Origin of the sequence: Paracoccus sp. 22332, from assembly GCF_052045125.1 — a bacterium.
Taxonomy (GTDB): Bacteria; Pseudomonadota; Alphaproteobacteria; order Rhodobacterales; family Rhodobacteraceae; genus Paracoccus; species Paracoccus haematequi_A.
Genome location: NZ_JBQEOI010000001.1, coordinates 48304 through 65710 on the forward strand (window position 1 = coordinate 48304; position 17407 = coordinate 65710).

14 protein-coding genes are annotated in these 17407 nt (G+C 67.2%); 12 read left to right on the forward strand and 2 right to left on the reverse strand.

The annotated features are described in order from the left end of the window. Positions 1 to 36: 36 nt before the first annotated feature. Complete coding sequence (locus ACTJI6_RS00230; RefSeq protein ID WP_440796790.1) at positions 37 to 1293, reverse strand: Nramp family divalent metal transporter; 1257 nt, start codon at positions 1291 to 1293, stop codon at positions 37 to 39. Positions 1294 to 1564: 271 nt separating this feature from the next. Here ACTJI6_RS00230 and ACTJI6_RS00235 point away from each other — a divergent pair, with 271 nt between their 5' ends. The 8 genes from ACTJI6_RS00235 to ACTJI6_RS00270 all read left to right on the forward strand — a co-directional run bounded on the left by ACTJI6_RS00235 (position 1565) and on the right by ACTJI6_RS00270 (position 11678). Next, positions 1565 to 3445, forward strand: a complete 1881-nt coding sequence (locus tag ACTJI6_RS00235) for a TRAP transporter large permease subunit (protein WP_440796792.1) — start codon at positions 1565 to 1567, stop codon at positions 3443 to 3445. A gap of 25 nt (positions 3446 to 3470) precedes the next feature. Continuing rightward, a complete protein-coding gene (locus tag ACTJI6_RS00240; RefSeq protein ID WP_440796794.1) occupies positions 3471 to 4487 on the forward strand; it encodes a TRAP transporter substrate-binding protein in 1017 nt (338 codons plus the stop codon). Beyond that, positions 4487 to 5281, forward strand: coding sequence for an IclR family transcriptional regulator (locus tag ACTJI6_RS00245; protein WP_440796796.1), 795 nt, complete (start codon positions 4487 to 4489; stop codon positions 5279 to 5281). Before ACTJI6_RS00240 ends, ACTJI6_RS00245 begins: the two co-directional genes overlap by 1 nt. Beyond that, a complete protein-coding gene (locus tag ACTJI6_RS00250) occupies positions 5278 to 6447 on the forward strand; it encodes an acetyl-CoA acetyltransferase (RefSeq protein WP_440796798.1) in 1170 nt (389 codons plus the stop codon). The genes ACTJI6_RS00245 and ACTJI6_RS00250 overlap by 4 nt, the downstream gene beginning before the upstream one ends. Beyond that, positions 6444 to 8033 (forward strand): acyl-CoA synthetase, encoded by a 1590-nt coding sequence (locus ACTJI6_RS00255; protein ID WP_440796799.1) that lies wholly within the window; start codon positions 6444 to 6446, stop codon positions 8031 to 8033. Before ACTJI6_RS00250 ends, ACTJI6_RS00255 begins: the two co-directional genes overlap by 4 nt. 10 nt (positions 8034 to 8043) lie before the next feature. Continuing rightward, the gene (locus ACTJI6_RS00260) at positions 8044 to 8853 is read left to right on the forward strand and encodes a PCC domain-containing protein (RefSeq protein WP_440796801.1); all 810 of its coding nucleotides are present in this window, start codon (positions 8044 to 8046) and stop codon (positions 8851 to 8853) included. After that, positions 8850 to 9632, forward strand: coding sequence for an SDR family NAD(P)-dependent oxidoreductase (locus ACTJI6_RS00265; protein WP_440796803.1), 783 nt, complete (start codon positions 8850 to 8852; stop codon positions 9630 to 9632). The genes ACTJI6_RS00260 and ACTJI6_RS00265 overlap by 4 nt, the downstream gene beginning before the upstream one ends. 252 nt (positions 9633 to 9884) lie before the next feature. Further along, positions 9885 to 11678, forward strand: coding sequence for a peroxidase family protein (locus ACTJI6_RS00270; protein WP_440796805.1), 1794 nt, complete (start codon positions 9885 to 9887; stop codon positions 11676 to 11678). Here the strand turns inward: ACTJI6_RS00270 and ACTJI6_RS00275 are convergent. Further along, positions 11659 to 12579, reverse strand: coding sequence for a LysR family transcriptional regulator (locus ACTJI6_RS00275; protein WP_126153523.1), 921 nt, complete (start codon positions 12577 to 12579; stop codon positions 11659 to 11661). The two genes, ACTJI6_RS00270 and ACTJI6_RS00275, sit on opposite strands and share 20 nt — an antisense overlap. Positions 12580 to 12744: 165 nt before the next feature. Between ACTJI6_RS00275 and ACTJI6_RS00280 the strand changes: the two genes are divergently transcribed. Genes ACTJI6_RS00280 through ACTJI6_RS00295 form a run of 4 tightly spaced genes read left to right on the forward strand, consistent with a single transcriptional unit; the run spans position 12745 to position 17407 of the window. Next, entirely contained in the window at positions 12745 to 13512 is a 768-nt protein-coding gene (locus tag ACTJI6_RS00280) for an ABC transporter ATP-binding protein (RefSeq protein WP_440796807.1), read from the forward strand. After that, a complete protein-coding gene (locus tag ACTJI6_RS00285) occupies positions 13502 to 15451 on the forward strand; it encodes an AMP-dependent synthetase/ligase (RefSeq protein WP_440796809.1) in 1950 nt (649 codons plus the stop codon). The genes ACTJI6_RS00280 and ACTJI6_RS00285 overlap by 11 nt, the downstream gene beginning before the upstream one ends. After that, positions 15451 to 16329, forward strand: a complete 879-nt coding sequence (locus ACTJI6_RS00290) for a branched-chain amino acid ABC transporter permease (RefSeq protein WP_126153520.1) — start codon at positions 15451 to 15453, stop codon at positions 16327 to 16329. Before ACTJI6_RS00285 ends, ACTJI6_RS00290 begins: the two co-directional genes overlap by 1 nt. 4 nt (positions 16330 to 16333) lie before the next feature. Further along, positions 16334 to 17407, forward strand: a complete 1074-nt coding sequence (locus ACTJI6_RS00295; protein WP_440796811.1) for a branched-chain amino acid ABC transporter permease — start codon at positions 16334 to 16336, stop codon at positions 17405 to 17407.

A 17407-nucleotide genomic window follows, 5' to 3' on the forward strand; every position in this document is an offset into this window, starting at 1 on the left:
CCCGGCGCGCGGCCGCCCGCGCGCCGGGGCAAGCCCTTACAGAACCCGCATGATGGCGCCGCGCAGCTGGTCTACCGCCAAGGCGGCGAAGGTCAGTGCGCAAAGGCCCATCATGATGTTGACCACCAGCCCGTTGCGCCATTCGGCGGGGGTTCGGGCGGTGTTCAGGATCCACAGAAGCGTGATTGCCATGAAGGGCATGAACAGCGCGCCCAGCACGCCATAGGCCAGGATCAGATAGACCGGCTGGCCCAAAAACAGCATGACCATCGGCGGGATCGTCAGCCAGACGATATAGAACTTATAGTATCGCCCGCCCGACAGCCGGTCGGGATGGTCATGCGGCTTGCCCTGCACATGGCCGAAGAAATCCGCGAACATCAGACTGACACCGTTCCAGACGCCCACCAGCGACGACATCGACGCCGCCCAGAAGCCCACCAGGAACAGCTTGCCCATCCAGGCGCCGTAACGGTCGGCCAGCACGCCTGCCAGATCGACCATGCCTTGGTCGCCGCTGCCGATGGCGATCTGCGCGGAATACAGAAGCTCGGCCCCGACGATCAGGGTCGAGATGACGAAGATCCCCGTCACCAGATAGGCGATGCCATTGTCCAGCCGCATCACCCTCATGAAGCGCGGCGTGGTCCAGCCCTTTTCGCGCAGCCAATAGCCATAGGCCGCCAGCGTGATCGTGCCGCCGACGCCGCCCGCCACCGACAACACGTTGATCATCGCGCCCTCGGGGATCACGGGGACCAGGCCTGCCGCGATCTCGGCCAGGTTCGGCAGGGTCAGCATGGCGGCCAGCAGCATGGTGATGAACATCAGGATCACCATGGCGGTCAGCACCTTCTCGAACAGGTCGTAGCGGCCGGACCAGACCAGGGCCAGGCCCAGCAGGCCGGACACGATCCCCCAGGCCGCCACGCTGCCGAAGGGCAGCAGCGAATACAGCGCAAGCCCTGTCCCCGCCATTGCGGCGGCGCCGTAGACGAAGCCCCAGATGACGATATAGGGTCCGAAATACCAATGGGTCCAACGGCCCAGGCTGGACCAGCCTTCAAAGATGGTGTTGCCGGTGGCAAGGGTGTAACGGCCCGCGCCCTCGACCAGGATCACCTTCATGATGCAGCCCGCGACCACCGCCCACAGCAGGGCATAGCCGTATTTGCTGCCCGCAACGGTGGTGGCGATCAGATCCGCCGCGCCCACGCCGGTCGCGGCGACGACCAGGCCGGGGCCGACAAGGTTCCATTTCGGCTCGGCAGGAGGGTGGTTTCCGTGTGTCATCAATCTCTCTTCACTGGATCGCCAGGGTCCGGGGGGTGGTCATATAAGGCCTTGATCCGCCATATCGTTCCGCATCAGGACAGGAACGCCGCCGCGGATATCCACGTGATGGAATGGCGCGTCGGAATTTCAGCGGCTTTCGCAAGATAATGGTTGCCCGCCGCCGCGGACCCTGCTTATTTCCTGATGAAAGACAAGGCGAGGGCTGTCCACAATATGGACTCCCATGCAGCCGGGAGGGGCTGCGACCGCCGCGAAGGGGGGACGACAGATGCACCATACCGAGGCGCAGGACGCCGAACTGGCGCTTGGCGGCATCGAGGCGCTGAGCGAACCCAAGCGCGCCGAGACCTGGATGCGCCCGGTCGAGATCGCCGCCGCCGGGCTGCTGGTCGTGATGATCGTGATGGTGCTGGCCAATGTCTTCTTCCGATATGTCCTGCACAAGCCGCTGATCTGGGGGGACGAGGTCGCCTCGATCACCTTCATCTGGATGGCGATGCTGGGCGCGGCCTTGGCCGTGGACCGGCACGAACACATGCGGTTGACGGTGTTCCTGCCGCTGCTGCCCGACCGGCTGTCCCGCGTGCTGGAGATCGCGGGCAGCGTGCTGGTCTGCGTGCTGCTGGTGCGGCTGTTCCCGGTCGCGGTCGAATACGCCTACGAGGAATCCTTCGTCACCTCGCCCGCCTTGCAGATCCCGATGTCCTGGCGCGCATCCGCCCTGCCCGCCGGGATCGGGCTGATGGCCTTGCTGATGGTGCTGTCCGTGGTCCGCACCCGCGAATGGGGCACGATCCTGGGCACGCTGCTGGTGGCGGGCGCCATCGTGGCCGGGCTGTGGTGGGCGAAACCCGCCGTGCTGGCGCTTGGCAACTGGAACCTGCCGCTGTTCCTGGGCCTGTTCGCGGGCGGGCTGCTGGCGGTGGGGGTGCCCATCGCCTTCTGCTTCGCGCTGGCCACGCTGGGATATCTGACCTTCGCCAGCCACGCGCCCGTCTTCGTGATGATGGGCCGAATCGACGAAGGCATGTCGTCGCTGATCCTGCTGTCGGTGCCGGTCTTCGTGCTGCTGGGCTGCATCCTGGACGCGACCGGCATGGGCCGCGCCATCGTCAGCTTCCTGGCATCCATGTTCGGCCATGTGAAGGCGGGGATGAGCTATGTGCTGCTGGGATCCATGTTCTTGGTGTCGGGGATTTCCGGGTCCAAGGTGTCCGACATGGCGACGGTCGCGCCCGCGCTGTTTCCCGAAATGCGCCGCCGGGGCCATTCCGCGCCGGAAATGACTGCGCTGCTGGCGACCGGGGCGGCGATGGCCGATACCGTGCCGCCCTCGATCGTGCTGATCGTGCTGGGATCGGTGGCGGGCGTGTCCATCGCCGGGCTGTTCACCAGCGGCTTCGCCATCGCCATGGTGCTGCTGGTCGTGCTGGCCGTGCTGGCCCGCTGGAAGGCCCGTGGCGAACGGATGGAGGGCGTGCGCCGCGCGCCCCTGTCCGTGATCGGCAGGACCGCCCTGATCGCCGCGCCCGCCTTGGTGCTGCCCTTCATGATCCGCAGCCTGGTCGGCGGCGGCGTCGCCACCGCGACCGAGGTCAGCACCATCGCCACGCTTTACGCCTTCATCATCGGCGCGGTGCTGTATGGCGGCATCCCGCTGCGGCGCACCGGCACGATGCTGGTGGAAACCGCCGCCATGTCGGGGGCGATCCTGCTGATCCTGGGCGCGGCGTCCGCCATGGCCTGGGCGCTGACGCAATCGGGCTTCGCGCGCGACCTGATGGTGCTGGTGACGGGCCTGCCGGGCGGCTGGGCGGTGTTCATGGGCGCCTCGATCCTGATCTTCCTGGTGCTGGGCTGCGTGCTGGAAGGCCTGCCCGCCATCGTGCTGCTGGCGCCGATCATGTTCCCCATCGCGCGCGGCCTGGGGATCCACGACATCCATTATGCCATGGTGATCGTCACGGCGATGAACATCGGCCTGATGGCCCCGCCCATCGGCATCGGCTTCTATATCGCCTGCAAGATCGCCAACGTGCCCGCCGAACAGGTGATGGCGAAGATCTGGCCCTATCTGGCCGCGCTGATGGTGGGCCTGCTGGCCATCGCCGCCGTGCCCTGGTTCTCGACCGCGTTGCTTTCAAACTGAACCTTCTGGGAGGGAGGAAACCCCAATGACCATCACCCGCCGCACCATCATGCTGGGCGCCGCCGCAGGCGCGCTTGCCACGCCCTTCATCCGGGTCCGCCCGGCGATGGCCGCCGAATTCAGCTACAAGGTGGCGAACAACCAGCCGCTGGACCATCCCAGCAACGTCCGCCTGGCCGAGGCGCAGAAGGCCATCCTGGAAGCCACCGGCGGACGCTTCGATTTGCAGATCTTCCCGTCGAACCAGCTGGGCGCGGATACCGACGTTCTGGGACAGCTGCGGTCGGGCGGGGTGGAATTCTTCCAGCTGTCGCCGATCATCCTGTCCACGCTGGTCCCGAACGCATCCATCAACGGCGTGGGCTTTGCCTTCCCCGATTACGACACCGTGTGGAAGGCCATGGACGGCGAGTTGGGCGCCTATGAGCGCGGCCAGATCGAGGGCGCGGGCCTCGTGGTGATGGAGAAGATCTGGGACAACGGCTTCCGGCAGATCACCTCCTCCACGAAGCCCATCACCGCGCCCGCCGACCTGGAGGGCTTCAAGATCCGCGTGCCGGTGTCGCCGCTGTGGACCTCGCTGTTCACGGCCTTCGGGTCGGCCCCCGCGTCGATCAACTTCGCCGAGGTCTATACGGCGCTTCAGACCGGCATCGTGGACGGGCAGGAAAACCCGCTGGCGATCATGAAGGTCGCGAAGCTGTGGGAGGTGCAGAAATACTGCTCGATGACCAACCACATGTGGGACGGCTTCTGGATGCTGGGCAACCGCCGCGCCTGGAACGCCCTGCCCGAGGACGTTCAGGCCGCCGTTGCCGACAACTTCAACGCCGCCGCCCTGAAACAGCGCGAGGACATCGCCGCGATGAACGCGACGCTGAAGACCGACCTGGAAACCCAGGGCTTCGTCTTCAACGACGCCGATCCCAAGGCTTTCGAGGACAAGCTGCGCGAGGCGGGCTTCTATGCCGAATGGAAGAAGACCTATGGCGACGAGGCCTGGGCCATCCTGGAAGCCGCCATCGGACGGCAGCTTGCCTGATGCGCGACGAACCCGCCCCGGCTGACACTGGCGGAACGCAGGCGGTGGCGCGTGCGCTGTCGCTGCTGTCCCTGGTGGGGCGGGGCGGGGCACAGGGCCTGGGGCTGTCGCAGCTGGCGGCGGCCTCGGGCCTGGCGCGGCCCACGGCGCGGCGGCTGCTGCTGGCGCTTGGCGCGGCACGGCTGGTCGAACAGGACCGGGAAACCCGGCGCTATCACCTGGGGCCGGAAACCTATCTGCTGGCGGGTTTCGCCGCCGAGCGCCACGGCATCCTGCACCATGCCCGCGACGCCATGATCCGGCTGGCGGGGGATACCGGCGACACCGTGCTGCTGACCGTGCCGCAGGACGACCATACCCTGTGCCTGGAACGGATCGAGGGCGATTTCCCGGTCCGCACCCATGCCCTGATGCGCGGCGACCGCAAACCCGCAGGCGTCGGCGCGGGGGCCATGGCGATCCTGGCCGCGTTGCCCGAGGTTGAAGCGGCGGCGCTGCTGGCCCGCGTCGCGCCGCTGGTGGGCGAGTTGATGCCCGTGCTGCTGGAGGACTTGGCCTATGCCCGCGCCCAGGGCCACGCGCTGAACCCCGGCCGGATCGTCGCCGGTTCCTGGGGCCTGGGCGTGGCGATCCCCTGGCCCGACGGCCGCCCGGCGGGGGCGCTGTCCATCGCTGCCATCGAAAACCGCATGACCCCGGCGCGGCAGGCCGATCTGGCCGCCGCGCTGCACCGCGAGGCCGGGCTGATCGCCCGACGCCTTGCCGATCTTGACACCGAAAGGACCACGCCATGAACGAACCCCTGATCGTCGGCTGGGCGCATACGAAATTCGGCAAGGCCGAGGCGCCCGATACCATGGCCCTGATGGCCGAGGTCGCGCTGCCCGCGCTGGACCACGCGGGGATCGCCCCCGATGCCGTGGACGGCATCTTCACCGGCGTCTACAACAACGGCTTCCAGCGCCAGGACTTTCAGGGCGCGCTTGTCGCCATGGGCAGCCCCGAACTGGCGGGCGTGCCCTTCATGCGCACGGAAAACGCCTGCGCCACCGGGTCGGCGGCGCTGTATGCGGCGGCGGATTTCATCGCATCCGGGCGCGGCAAGGTGGCGCTTGTGATCGGCGCGGAAAAGATGACCGCCATTCCCATCGCCGATGTGGGGGGCGTGCTGCTGTCGGCCAGTTACGTCGCAGAGGAAGGCGACACGCCGGGCGGCTTCGCGGGCGTCTTCGGCCGCATCACCGACGCTTATTTCCAGCGAAACGGCGACAAGTCCGAGGAACTGGCGATGATCGCCGCCAAGAACCACGATAACGGCGCGCGCAATCCCTATTCCCATATGCAGAAGGCCTTCGATCTGGCCTTCTGCAACACGCCGTCCGACAAGAACCCTCTGGTCGCCGGGCCGCTGCGGCGCACCGATTGCTCGCTGGTGTCGGACGGCGCGGCGGCGATCGTGCTGGCCGCGCCCGAGGTGGCCGAGGGGCTGACCCGCGCCATCCGCTTCCGCGCGCGCCAGCAGGCGGGCGACATGCTGGCGCTGTCGCGCCGCGATCCAACCGAATTCGCGGGCGCGCACCGGGTCTGGCGGCAGGCGCTGGATCAGGCGGGGCTGGCGATCTCTGATCTGTCTCTGGTGGAAACCCACGACTGCTTCACCACCGCCGAGATGATCGAATACGAGGCGATGGGCCTTGCCCCGCGCGGCCAGGGCTGGCGCGTGATCCGCGAAGGCACCACGCGGATCGACGGCGCGCTGCCGGTGAACCCGTCCGGCGGGCTGAAATCGCGCGGCCATCCCATCGGCGCGACCGGCGTCAGCCAGCATGTCATGGCCGCGATGCAGCTGATGGGCGACGCGGGCGGGATGCAGGTGCCCGGCGCGACCCTGGCCGGGGTCTTCAACATGGGCGGCACGGCGGTCGCCAACTACTGCTCGATCCTGGAGCGCGCGCGATGACCGACCCCGTGGGCGGGCTGGCCCCCGTCTCCACCCGCGTGATGAACCTTGCGACCTTCCTGGCGCAGGCGGCGCGGCGCGACCCGGATGGCGTGGCCCTGGTGATGGGCGATGCCCGCTGGACCTGGGCCGAATGGGACGCCCGTACCGATGCCTTGGCCCATGCCTTGCAGACCCGCTTCGGGCTGCGCAAGGGCGACCGGGTGATGTGCCAGTCGCAGAACTGCATGGAGATGATGCAGGCCATGTTCGCGGTCTGGCGCGCGGGCGGCGTCTGGGTGCCCGCCAACTTCCGCCAGACGCCGGATGAGGTCGCCTATCTGACCGAAGCCTCGGGCGCGACGCTGATGTTCTGCAACGCAAGCTTTCCCGAACACGCGGCCGCCTGCGGCGTGACGACGCTGGCCTTCGGCGCGGCGGATTTCGGGCCGTCCGTCGATGGGATCACAGCCGACCACCTGGGCCAGCGCCCGCAGGTTGCCGCCGTGGACCGCGACGATCCCTGCTGGTTCTTCTTCACCTCGGGCACCACGGGGCGGCCCAAGGCCTCGGTCCTGACGCATGGGCAGATGGCCTTTGTCGTCACGAACCACTTGGCCGACCTGATGCCGGGGTTGACAGGGGCGGACGCCTCGCTGGTGGTGGCGCCCTTGTCGCACGGCGCGGGGGTCCATCAGCTGACCCAGGTGGCACGGGGGGTAAAGACCGTGCTGCTGCCGACCGAGCGTTTCGACGTGGCGCAAGTCTGGGATCTGGTGCGGGAATGGCGTGTGTCGACCATGTTCACCGTTCCGACGATCCTGAAGCTGCTGGTCGAACACCCCTCGACCGCCGGGGCCGACACATCGTCGCTGCGCTATGTGATCTATGCAGGCGCGCCGATGTACCGGGTGGACCAGCAGCGCGCGCTGAACACGCTGGGTCCGGTGCTGGTCCAGTATTTCGGTCTGGGCGAGGTGACCGGCAACATCACCGTCCTGCCCGCCCATCTGCATCAGGCCGAAGACGGCCCCACCGCCCGCATCGGCACCTGCGGCCATGCCCGGACGGGGATCGAGATCCAGATCCAGGACGAACAGGGCCGCGAGGTCGCGCCGGGCGAGACCGGGGAAATCTGCTGCATCGGCCCCGCCGTCTTCGCGGGCTATTACCAGAACCCCGAGGCCAACGCGAAATCATTCCGCGGCGGCTGGTTCCGCACCGGCGATCTGGGACACATGGACGACCAGGGCTTCGTCTATATCACCGGGCGGCAGTCAGACATGTTCATCTCGGGCGGCTCCAACGTCTATCCGCGAGAGATCGAGGAGAAGATCCTCACCCACCCCGCCATCCGCGAGGTCGCGGTTCTGGGCCTTCCCGATCCGCTGTGGGGCGAGATCGGCTGGGCGGTCTGCGTGGCGAACGCCCCGGTGACCGAGGCGGAACTGGCGGCGTTCCTCGACGGCAAGCTGTCGCGCTACAAGATGCCCAAGCGGTTCCTGTTCTGGGACAGCCTGCCGAAATCGGCCTATGGCAAGATCACCAAGAAGATGATCCGCGAAGAAATCGAGGCGCGCGGGCTGCTGGACAAGACCCCGGCATGAGGGCCCCGGCATGAGGATGATCCATCCCGGCCCGCGCGCGGCGGATCGCGCGGTTGCCGTGCGCGCGGATCTGCGGCCCCTGTCGGGGGTGCTGCGCGCGGGACAGACGGTGATGGACGCGGTGGGCGATCTGTTCGCGCAGGCGGGCTGCAAGGGCGGCGTGGTCTGGCTGGACGGCGCGGTATGCGACCCGCTGCGCTTCGTCCTGCCCGCGCCCTCGACCGACGGCATCCATGCGGCCTGGTATTCCGATACCCATGCGCCGGAGGGGCCGGTGACCATCGCCCACGCGACCGCCACGGTCGGCTGGAAGGATGGCGCGCCCTTCCTGCATTGCCACGGCACCTGGGCAGGCACGATGGGCCATCTGCTGCCCTTCGACAGCATCCTGGCGGCGGATGCCCCGGCATCGGGGATCGGCGCCCCGGATGCCTGGTTCGAGGCCTTGCCCGACGCCGAAACCGCCTTCACCCTGTTCACCCCGCAGGGCGGCGGCAATGGTCCTGGCCTATTGGCCCGGATCCTGCCCGGCGAGGATGTGATCACAGCCATCGAAACGCTGGCTGCCCGGCACGGCATCACCGATGCCCGCCTGCACGGCGTGGGCAGCATCGACCATATCCGTTTCGCGGATGGCAGCCGCATGGACTGCCACGCCACCGAATTGCGGCTGGACGGGGCGACCCTGATCCAGGGCCGTGCCCATGTCCCGATCGAGGTCGTGGACATCGCGGGCACCATCATGCGCGGCGCGCTGACATGCGGGGAAAACCCGATCGGCGTGACGCTGGAACTGCTGATCGAAAGGACGAACATATGACGCAGGACGCAAAGGTTGCCATCGTGACCGGGGGCGCGCGGGGCATCGGCCTGGCCGCGACCGAAATTTTCCTGGAGCAGGGCTGGCGCGTCGCCGTGGTGGACCGCGATGCCGAGGAACTCCACCGCGCCTGTGATCACATCGCAAACGTCCTGCCGATCGAGGCCGACATTTCCGACCCGCAAAGCGTGGACGGCGTGATCCGCAGCGTGGTCAGCCGTTTCGGCCGCGTCGACGCCCTGGTGAACAACGCGGGCGTGGCGCTGTTTTCCCGCGCCAACCAGACGAATTTCGACCAGTGGCGCGAGGTGATGGCCACCAACCTGGACGGCGTGTTCCTGTGCACCCAGGCCGCCATCCCGGAACTGGCCAAGACCAAAGGCGCCATCGTCAACATCGCCTCGATTTCCGGGCTGCGGGCGTCGACGCTGCGGGTGGCCTATGGCACGTCGAAGGCGGCCGTGATCCACCTGACCAAGCAATTCGCGGCCGAGCTGGGCGAACAGGGTATCCGCGTCAACTGCGTGGCCCCCGGCCCGGTCCGCACCAAGCTGGCGATGGCGGTCCACGCGCCGGAAATCATCAGCGCCTATTACGACGCCATCCCGCTCAATCGATACGGCGAGGCGCGCGAGATCGCCGAGGCCATCGTCTTCCTGTGTTCCGACAAGGCCAGCTTCGTCAGCGGCCAGACCCTGGCCGTAGACGGCGGATTCGACGCGACCGGGGTCGGCCTGCCCGCCCTGCGGCGCGAGGACGGGACGCAGCGCGCGGTCTGACCGTCCCGCGCCCGCGAACCGACTGAAATTCCTTATTGAGAGAGACGGAATATATTGAACAATGCTTCAGTATATTCCGTTTCTTTATTTGTGGATTCAATTCCGAATTAATGTTATTTATTTGAATGGGATTTTCATTCCGGGCTGAAACAGGATCGCGCCGGAATAGTCCCGCCAAACCGCATCATTGCGGCCCTGTTGTCCGGCGCGACCCCTTCGCGCCGCTGTGATCACGATTGCCCGGAGTTCAAGATGCTGTTCTCGCTCAGCCACGGAACGCGGATCGTCCAGGACACCGCCGTTCCGCAGCCCGCCCCTGCCGCCGTCCCCACGGGTGGCGCGGCGGTCCTGGAAAACCCCGCCGCCCAAATGGAACACCTGGATGTGAAGCCCCTGTCCGCCGTGGTGGACGGGGCGGTCCCCGGACCCGAGGCAGGCGGCCTGCGGACCCTGTCCGCCGCGCCGGGGGCCTTTCGCTATCTGTTCCGCGACGCGCCCGGCCTGCCCGAAGGCCCGGCAACGCTGGCGGCTCTGGACCAGCTTGCCGAAAGCATGGCGATTGAAGCGGCGGGGCCGGCCGATGGGTCGGTCGCGCCGATCCTGACCTATTTCGGCCAGTTCATCGACCACGACATCACCGCCAATACCGACCGCGAGGTCGCGGGCCTGTCCGAAATCGCCGGCGACATCGCCCCCATGGACCGGATGCAGGTCGAAAGCGGCCTGGACAACCTGCGCGACGGGACGCTGGCGTTGGACAGCCTGTATGGCGATTCCCCCGGCCAGGGGGCTTTTGCCACGAAGCTGGCGGGGTTGATGCGCCACCCCGCATTCGCCGACAAGATGCGCCTGGGCGCGACCGCCGATTCCGGCGATGGCCGCCCGCCCCTGCCCGCCGATCCCGCCGCCGACCTGCTGCGACTGGGCTTCCTGATGGACCGGGGCCTTGTGACGCAAGCGGAACTGGACGCACTGCCCGCGGATCTGCGCGCCAACTTCGTCGATGCCGGCGGCCCGATCCGCACGCGGGCGATCATCGGCGACGGGCGCAACGACGAAAACCTGCTGGTGGCGCAGTTGCATGTGGCCTTCCTGCGCCTGCACAACCGGCTGGTCGATCTGGGCAACGACTTCGAGGAAGCCCGCCGCCTGACCCGTTTCCATTACCAGTGGCTGGTCCTGAACGCTTTCCTGCCGGCGATCTGCGCAGGCGATGTGGTGGACGAGGTTCTGGCCACCGGCGCGCCGCTTTACGCGGAATTCCTGGCCGCCAATCCGCCCGCCGATCCCGCCCGGATGCCGATGCCGCTGGAATTTTCGGTCGCGGGCTTCCGCTTCGGGCATTCGATGGTGCGCGGCGGTTACGACCATAACCGCTTCTTCGGCACGGCGGCGGCCGGATCGGCGCAGATCCTGCCCTTCGCCAGCTTCACGCAGCTGTTCGAATTCACCGGCAGCGGCGGTATGCCCTCGCCCCTGACGGCCGATCCCAAGTCCGCCCTGCCCGGCAACTGGGTGATCGAATGGGACCGCTTCGTCCATGCCGAAACGCCCCTGCGCTCGGCCCGCAGAATCGACACGCATCTGGCCCCGCCGCTGGACGACATGATCAACCAGCCCGCCACCCCGGCGGTGATGAAGCGCCTGGCGATGCGCAACCTGCGGCGCGGATACCGGCTGAACATCCCGTCCGCCCAGGGGCTGATCCAGGCCATCAACGCCACCGGCCTGTATCGTCCGATCCCGGCCCTGACCCCGCAGCAGGTAGCGGACGGGCGGGATTTCCTGACCGGCCCCGGCCTGGATGCGGCCACCCCCCTGTGGTTCTATGTCCTGCGCGAGGCCGAGCTGGTCGGCGGCAACCACCTGGGCGCGCTTGGCAGCCATCTGGTCGCCAACACGCTGGCAGGGCTGGTCGTGAACGACGCCGGCTCATACTGGAACGCGCGGATCGACGGGCATCGCTGGTCGCCCAGCCTGTTCCGGCCGTCCCAGCCGATCGACAGCCTCAAGGCGATGCTGCGCTTTACCGGGCTTCTGGCCTGACATCGGCGGCGCCCTGGCCGAACTGGTCGGCGAGGGCCTGCACCATCTGCCTGCCCAGCGGGCCGGGGCGGCGATGCGCGGGCCAGGCCACCACCACGGTGCGGACCGGGTGGAACTGCATGTCCTCGCAGGTCAGGCGCACCACCTCGCCGCGCGCGATTTCCGGCTCGAAGGTGCGGCTGGCGGAAAAGCACCAGCCCAGCCCTGCCGCGACCATCGACTTGATCGATTCCACATCGTTGACGGTCCAGACATCGGTGGAAAACAGCCGCCCCACGCGCTCCATGTCGATCTGCGGCGATCCGACGTAATAGATCTGCCGTTCCCGGTCGAAGGCGCGCATCGCCAGCGGCTGCGGCAGCGCGGCCAGCCGGTGATGGGCGGCGCAGACCGGACCCAGCGTCTCGGTCCCCAGGTGGCGGGCGGCGATGTCGGAGGGGATCGCGGCGGCGAGCGTCAGGGCGAAGTCGATGCCGCCGCCGCGCAGGTCGTCCCACAGCGTCGCCAGCGACGAATTGAAGAACTGGAACCGCGCATGCGGGTGATCCGCCGAAAAGGCCCGCAGCGCGTCGTTCAGATCCGCGCGCGGAAACAGCACGTCGACCAGCACCCGCAGGCGCGTTTCCTCTCCCTTCTCCAGCGATTCGGCATGGGTGGTGAAGCTGCGGGCGCGTTCGACGACGCTGCGCGCCTCGGCCAGCAGCACGCGGCCGCGTTCGGTCAACTCGGCCCGGTTGGTGCCCCGCCCCAGCAGCGGAAAGCCGCATTGGCTTTCCAGCTGGGCCAGCGAATAGCTGACGGACGAGATCGGACGCCGCAAGTCCCTGGCCGCCGCCGTCAGGCTGCCGCCGTCGGCGATGGCGCAGAAGGCCCGCAGGTGATCGACCAGATTGGGGTGCATTTCAGGAATCCCGAAAAAACTTTGCCATTCTTTTCGGTTTACCGAAAAACGAATCCGATGCTAGCCTTTTCCCATCCGGGTCGGCAGAGGACCGGCCAGCAGACTGTTTGGGAGGACAGCCATGCGCGGACTGAACGGACGCTTGCCCGCATGAAGGGCGATCACATGCTTGTCTGCGACAATGTCGTCCGCCGGTTCGGCGGCGTGGTCGCGCTGAAGAACGTCTCGGTCGCGGTGCAGCGGGGCGAGATCTTCGGCCTGGTCGGGCCGAACGGATCGGGCAAGACCACGCTGGTCAACGCCATCACCGGCTTCTATCCGCCGCAGGAAGGCCGCATCACCCTGGACGGCACCCGGATCAACGGGCTGAAGCCGTTCCGCATCGCCGGGATGGGCGTGGCCCGCACTTTCCAGAACGTCGCGCTGTTCCACGGGATGAGCGTGCTGGACAACATCCTGATGGGCCGGCACATCTTCATGAAGCCGAACCCGCTGGCGTCCTTCTTCTATCCCTGGTGGGCGCAGAAGGAGGAAGTCGAACACCGCCGTCATGTCGAGGAGGTGATCGACCTGCTGCAACTGGCCCCCGCGCGGGACGAGCATGTCGACGTGATTCCCCTGGGCCTGCAAAAGCGCGTCGAACTGGCCCGCGCGCTCTGCGCCGAACCCAAGCTGCTGGTCCTGGACGAGCCGATGGCGGGCATGAACCAAGAGGAAAAGGAATACATGGTCCGCTTCATCCTGGACGCGCAGGAAGCGTTGGGGCTGACGGTGCTGATCATCGAACATCACATGGATGTGGTCACCGCGCTTTGCGACCGGGTGCTGGTGCTGAACAACGGCCAGGAAATCGCGCAAGGCCCGGCGCGCGAAGCCATCGCCGATCCCCGCGTGGTCGAGGCCTATATCGGAAAGCCCCGCCATGCAGCATGATCCGGTGGACATGGCCCAGGCCCAGGCGCTGCATCCGAACTGGCGCACCGAGGACACGATCCTGGCGCGGCTGGCGCAGAATGCGGCCGAGGTGCCGAACCAGGTCGCCATGCGCGAACGCGACCACGGCATCTGGCAGGAATACACCTGGGCCGATTATCTGCGCGCCGTCACCGAATTCGCCGCCGGTCTGGAAGCGCGCGGCGTGAAGCCGGGCGACGTGGTGATGGTGATCGGCGACAACCGCCCGAACCTGTATTTCGCGATGCTGGGCGCGGCCTGCCTGCGGGCGATCCCGTCCCCGGCCTATGCCGACGCGCCCACCGAGGAACTGGCCGCGCAGATGGAGCGCGAGGATATCCGCGTCGCCGTGGCCGAGGACCAGGAACAGGTCGACAAGATGCTGGAGGCCAAGGGCCGCTGGACGCATCTTGATCTGGTGATCTATGACGACCCGCGCGGCCTTGCGGGCCGGGAACCGCCGGGCGTGGCGGGCTTCGACGCCATCCGGGCCGAAGGTGCGGCGCGGCTGAAGGCCGATCCCGGCCTGGCCCAGGCGCTGATCGCGCGGCCGACCATCCACGACACCGTGGTGCTGATGCATTCGTCCGGCACCACCGGCGCTCCAAAGGGCATTCCGCTGAAGCACGGCCATGTCCTGTCGGGGGTCCGCAACGCCGCCGCCGCCGGATATTTCCAGCAGGGCGAGGTCCACATGGCCTATCTGCCGATGGCCTGGGTGGGCGACTTCATCTTTTCGGTCGGCGCGGCGATGGAACTGCGGTTCACCGTCAACATCCCCGAAGCGAACGAGACCGCTCTGCACGACCTGCGGGAAATGGCGCCGACGCTGTATTTCGCATCCCCCCGCGCCTGGTCGGCCATGCTGACCCGCGTGCAGGTGGGGATCGCCGAAACCACCGGGCTGAAACGCCGGCTCTATGACTGGTTCATGCCCCGCGCCATGGCGGTGGAACGCGCCAGGCTGGACGGCAAGCCCGGCGGCGGCGGGCTGACGCATTGGCTGGGCGAATGGCTGATCTATGGTCCGATCCGCGACCAACTTGGCCTGGGCCGCGTGAAACGCGCCTATACGGCGGGCGAGGCCATCGGCGAGGACGTGTTCCTGTGGTTCCGCGCCATCGGCCTGAACCTGCGGCAGTTCTATGGCCAGACCGAAAACTGCGCCTTGGCCGTGGCCCAGAAGCCCGAGGATATCTCGCTGACCACGGTGGGCCGCCCCTTCCCCGGTGTGGACATGAAGATCGACGAACATGGCGAGATCCTGCTGCGCGGCGACAATATCTTCGACGGCTATTTCCAGAATCCCAAGGCCAGCGCCGAGGCCCTGCGCGACGGCTGGCTGCACACGGGCGACGCGGGCCAGATCGAACCGGACGGGCAGCTTGTGGTCCTGGGCCGCGTCTCCGAGGTGGTGGAAAAGCGCGACGGCACCCGCTTCATCCCGACCTATATCGAGAACCGGCTGAAATTCAGCCCCTATATCAAGGACGCCGCCGTCATCGGCCAGGGACGCGACATGCTGACGGCCATCGTCTGCATCGACTTCCAGGCGGTCGGGCAATGGGCGCAGGAACATGGCGTGCCCTATACGTCCTATGCCGAACTGTCGCAGCAGCAGCGGATCTATGACCTGATCGCGGGCCAGATCGCCGATGTGAACGCACATCTGCCGCACGGCCTGTCCATCGCGCGCTTCGTCAATCTGCACAAGGAATTCGACCCCGACGACGGAGAGGTCACGCGCACCCGCAAGCTGAAGCGCAACGTGATCGACGACCGCTATGGCCCGATCATCGAGGCGATGAACGCGGGCGCGGCCGAAATCGACTTCAAGGCGCAGATCACCTATGAAAACGGCCAGACCGGCTCGCTTGACCGGGTGCTGCGGCTGTCCGACGTGAAAGGGGCCGCGTGATGGCGTATTTCCTGGAACTGCTGATTTCCGGCGCGCTGACCGGGCTGATGTATTCGCTGGTCGCCTTGGGCTTCGTGCTGATCTACAAATCGGCGGGCGTGCCGAACCTGGCGCAGGGCGCCCTGGTGATGACCGCAGGCTACGCGGTCTGGCTGGTGATGTCCTGGGGCCTGTCGGTCTGGATCGCCATCCCCATCGCCGCCGCGATCATGTTCGGCTTCGGGCTTGTGGTCGAACGGCTGCTGCTGCGCCGGATGGTCGGCCAGCCGGTCATCATGGTGGTGATGCTGACCCTGGGCCTCGAAATCCTGCTGCGCGGCCTGGTGCCGGGCGTGCTGGGATCGGCGCCCAAGCCCATCGACCTGGGCATCGGCTTCGCGCCGATCATCGTCGGCGACGTGTTCATCAACCGCACCTCGCTTTACGGCGGCATCATCGCGCTGCTGCTGGTCGGCGCCTCGCTGCTGTTCTTCCGCACAAGGCTGGGCACCAAGCTGCGCGCGGTCAGCGACGACCATGTGTCAAGCTGGGCGGTGGGCATTTCCGTGGAACGCGCCATCGGCATTTCCTGGGGCCTGGCGGGCATCGCCGCCGTGGTCGCCGGGGCGCTGTGGGGATCGTCGCAGGGGGTGGACTGGACGCTGTCCACGCTGCTGTTCCCCGCCGTCGCCGTGGTGATCCTGGGCGGCGTCGATTCGGTGCCCGGCGTGGTCGTCGGCGGCATCCTGGTCGGCGTGCTGGGCACCGTGATCCCCGGATATCTGGACAGCATCGCGGGCGGTTCGACGCGCGATGTCGTCACCTCGCTGATCATCCTGCTGACCATCATGGTCCGCCCCTTCGGCATCTTCGGCCGAGAAGACATCGAGAGGATCTGACGCCATGTTCTATCGCCTCTCTGGCACCTATCACACCAGCTATCAGGCCGACCGCAAGCTGTGGAAGATCCCCACCGACCGCTGGCTGGTGATCGCCCTGCTGGTGCTGGCGCTGCTGGCGCCGCTCTATGTCTCGCCGCTGTATCTGGGCAGCTATGTGCTGCCTTGGGTGATCTGGTCGGCGGCGGCGCTGTCGCTGACGCTGCTGATGGGGCTGGCGGGGCAGCTGCATTTCGGGTTCGCCGCGGTGATGGCGATCGGGGCCTATGCCTCGATCCACCTGGTCCGGGCGGGGGTGCCGTTCGAACTGGCGCTGCTGCTGTCGGGCCTGATCGCCGCCGTGATCGGCGCGGTCTTCGGCGGCGCGGCGCTGCGGGTCAAGGGCCTGTATCTGGTGATGGCCACCCTGGCGATGCAGTATCTGGTCGATTGGGTGGTGGTGAACATTCCCGCCATTTCCGGCGGCGCGCACGCGACGCTGCGCACGCCTGCGGTCAGCTTCCTGTTCATGCCCATCGACAGCCTCGCCTCGCGTTACTGGCTGGCGCTTGGCTGGGCGGTGCTGCTGACGGTGTTCTTCATGAACGTCAAGCGCACCTCCTTCGGCCGCGCCCTGGTGGCGATCCGCGACAAGGACTTCGCCGCCGCCGTGATCGGGGTCGATCCGTTCAAGACCAAGCTGATGGCCTTCTTCACGTCGTCCTTCATGGGCGGGTTGACGGGCGCGATCCTGGCCTTCTGCTTCTATCGCGCGGTGACGCCGGAACAGTTCGGCTTCAACGTGTCCATCCAGCTTGTCGCCATGGTGCTGGTGGGCGGCTTGGGGTCGGTGATCGGATCCTGGCTGGGCGCGGGCTTCGTGCTGCTGGCGCCGATCTTCCTGACCAACATCATCTCGGCCCTGGCCGCGTCGGGCTGGGTGCCGGTCAGCCAGAACTTCCTGTCGCACCTGCCGCTGATGATCTATGGCGCCATGATCATCGGCTTCCTGCTGCTGGAGCCGCTGGGCCTGGCGAAAATATACGACAATATCCGCAAGTATTTCCTGGTCTGGCCGTTCCGCCACGCCAGAAGCTGA

Bases quoted from the DNA above. Each gene is read 5' to 3' on its own strand.
- ACTJI6_RS00230 (WP_440796790.1), bottom strand. From the start codon at position 1,293: ATGACACACGGAAACCACCCTCCTGCCGAGCCGAAATGGAACCTTGTC.
- ACTJI6_RS00235 (WP_440796792.1), top strand. From the start codon at position 1,565: ATGCACCATACCGAGGCGCAGGACGCCGAACTGGCGCTTGGCGGCATC.
- ACTJI6_RS00240 (WP_440796794.1), top strand. From the start codon at position 3,471: ATGACCATCACCCGCCGCACCATCATGCTGGGCGCCGCCGCAGGCGCG.
- ACTJI6_RS00245 (WP_440796796.1), top strand. From the start codon at position 4,487: ATGCGCGACGAACCCGCCCCGGCTGACACTGGCGGAACGCAGGCGGTG.
- ACTJI6_RS00250 (WP_440796798.1), top strand. From the start codon at position 5,278: ATGAACGAACCCCTGATCGTCGGCTGGGCGCATACGAAATTCGGCAAG.
- ACTJI6_RS00255 (WP_440796799.1), top strand. From the start codon at position 6,444: ATGACCGACCCCGTGGGCGGGCTGGCCCCCGTCTCCACCCGCGTGATG.
- ACTJI6_RS00260 (WP_440796801.1), top strand. From the start codon at position 8,044: ATGAGGATGATCCATCCCGGCCCGCGCGCGGCGGATCGCGCGGTTGCC.
- ACTJI6_RS00265 (WP_440796803.1), top strand. From the start codon at position 8,850: ATGACGCAGGACGCAAAGGTTGCCATCGTGACCGGGGGCGCGCGGGGC.
- ACTJI6_RS00270 (WP_440796805.1), top strand. From the start codon at position 9,885: ATGCTGTTCTCGCTCAGCCACGGAACGCGGATCGTCCAGGACACCGCC.
- ACTJI6_RS00275 (WP_126153523.1), bottom strand. From the start codon at position 12,579: ATGCACCCCAATCTGGTCGATCACCTGCGGGCCTTCTGCGCCATCGCC.
- ACTJI6_RS00280 (WP_440796807.1), top strand. From the start codon at position 12,745: ATGCTTGTCTGCGACAATGTCGTCCGCCGGTTCGGCGGCGTGGTCGCG.
- ACTJI6_RS00285 (WP_440796809.1), top strand. From the start codon at position 13,502: ATGCAGCATGATCCGGTGGACATGGCCCAGGCCCAGGCGCTGCATCCG.
- ACTJI6_RS00290 (WP_126153520.1), top strand. From the start codon at position 15,451: ATGGCGTATTTCCTGGAACTGCTGATTTCCGGCGCGCTGACCGGGCTG.
- ACTJI6_RS00295 (WP_440796811.1), top strand. From the start codon at position 16,334: ATGTTCTATCGCCTCTCTGGCACCTATCACACCAGCTATCAGGCCGAC.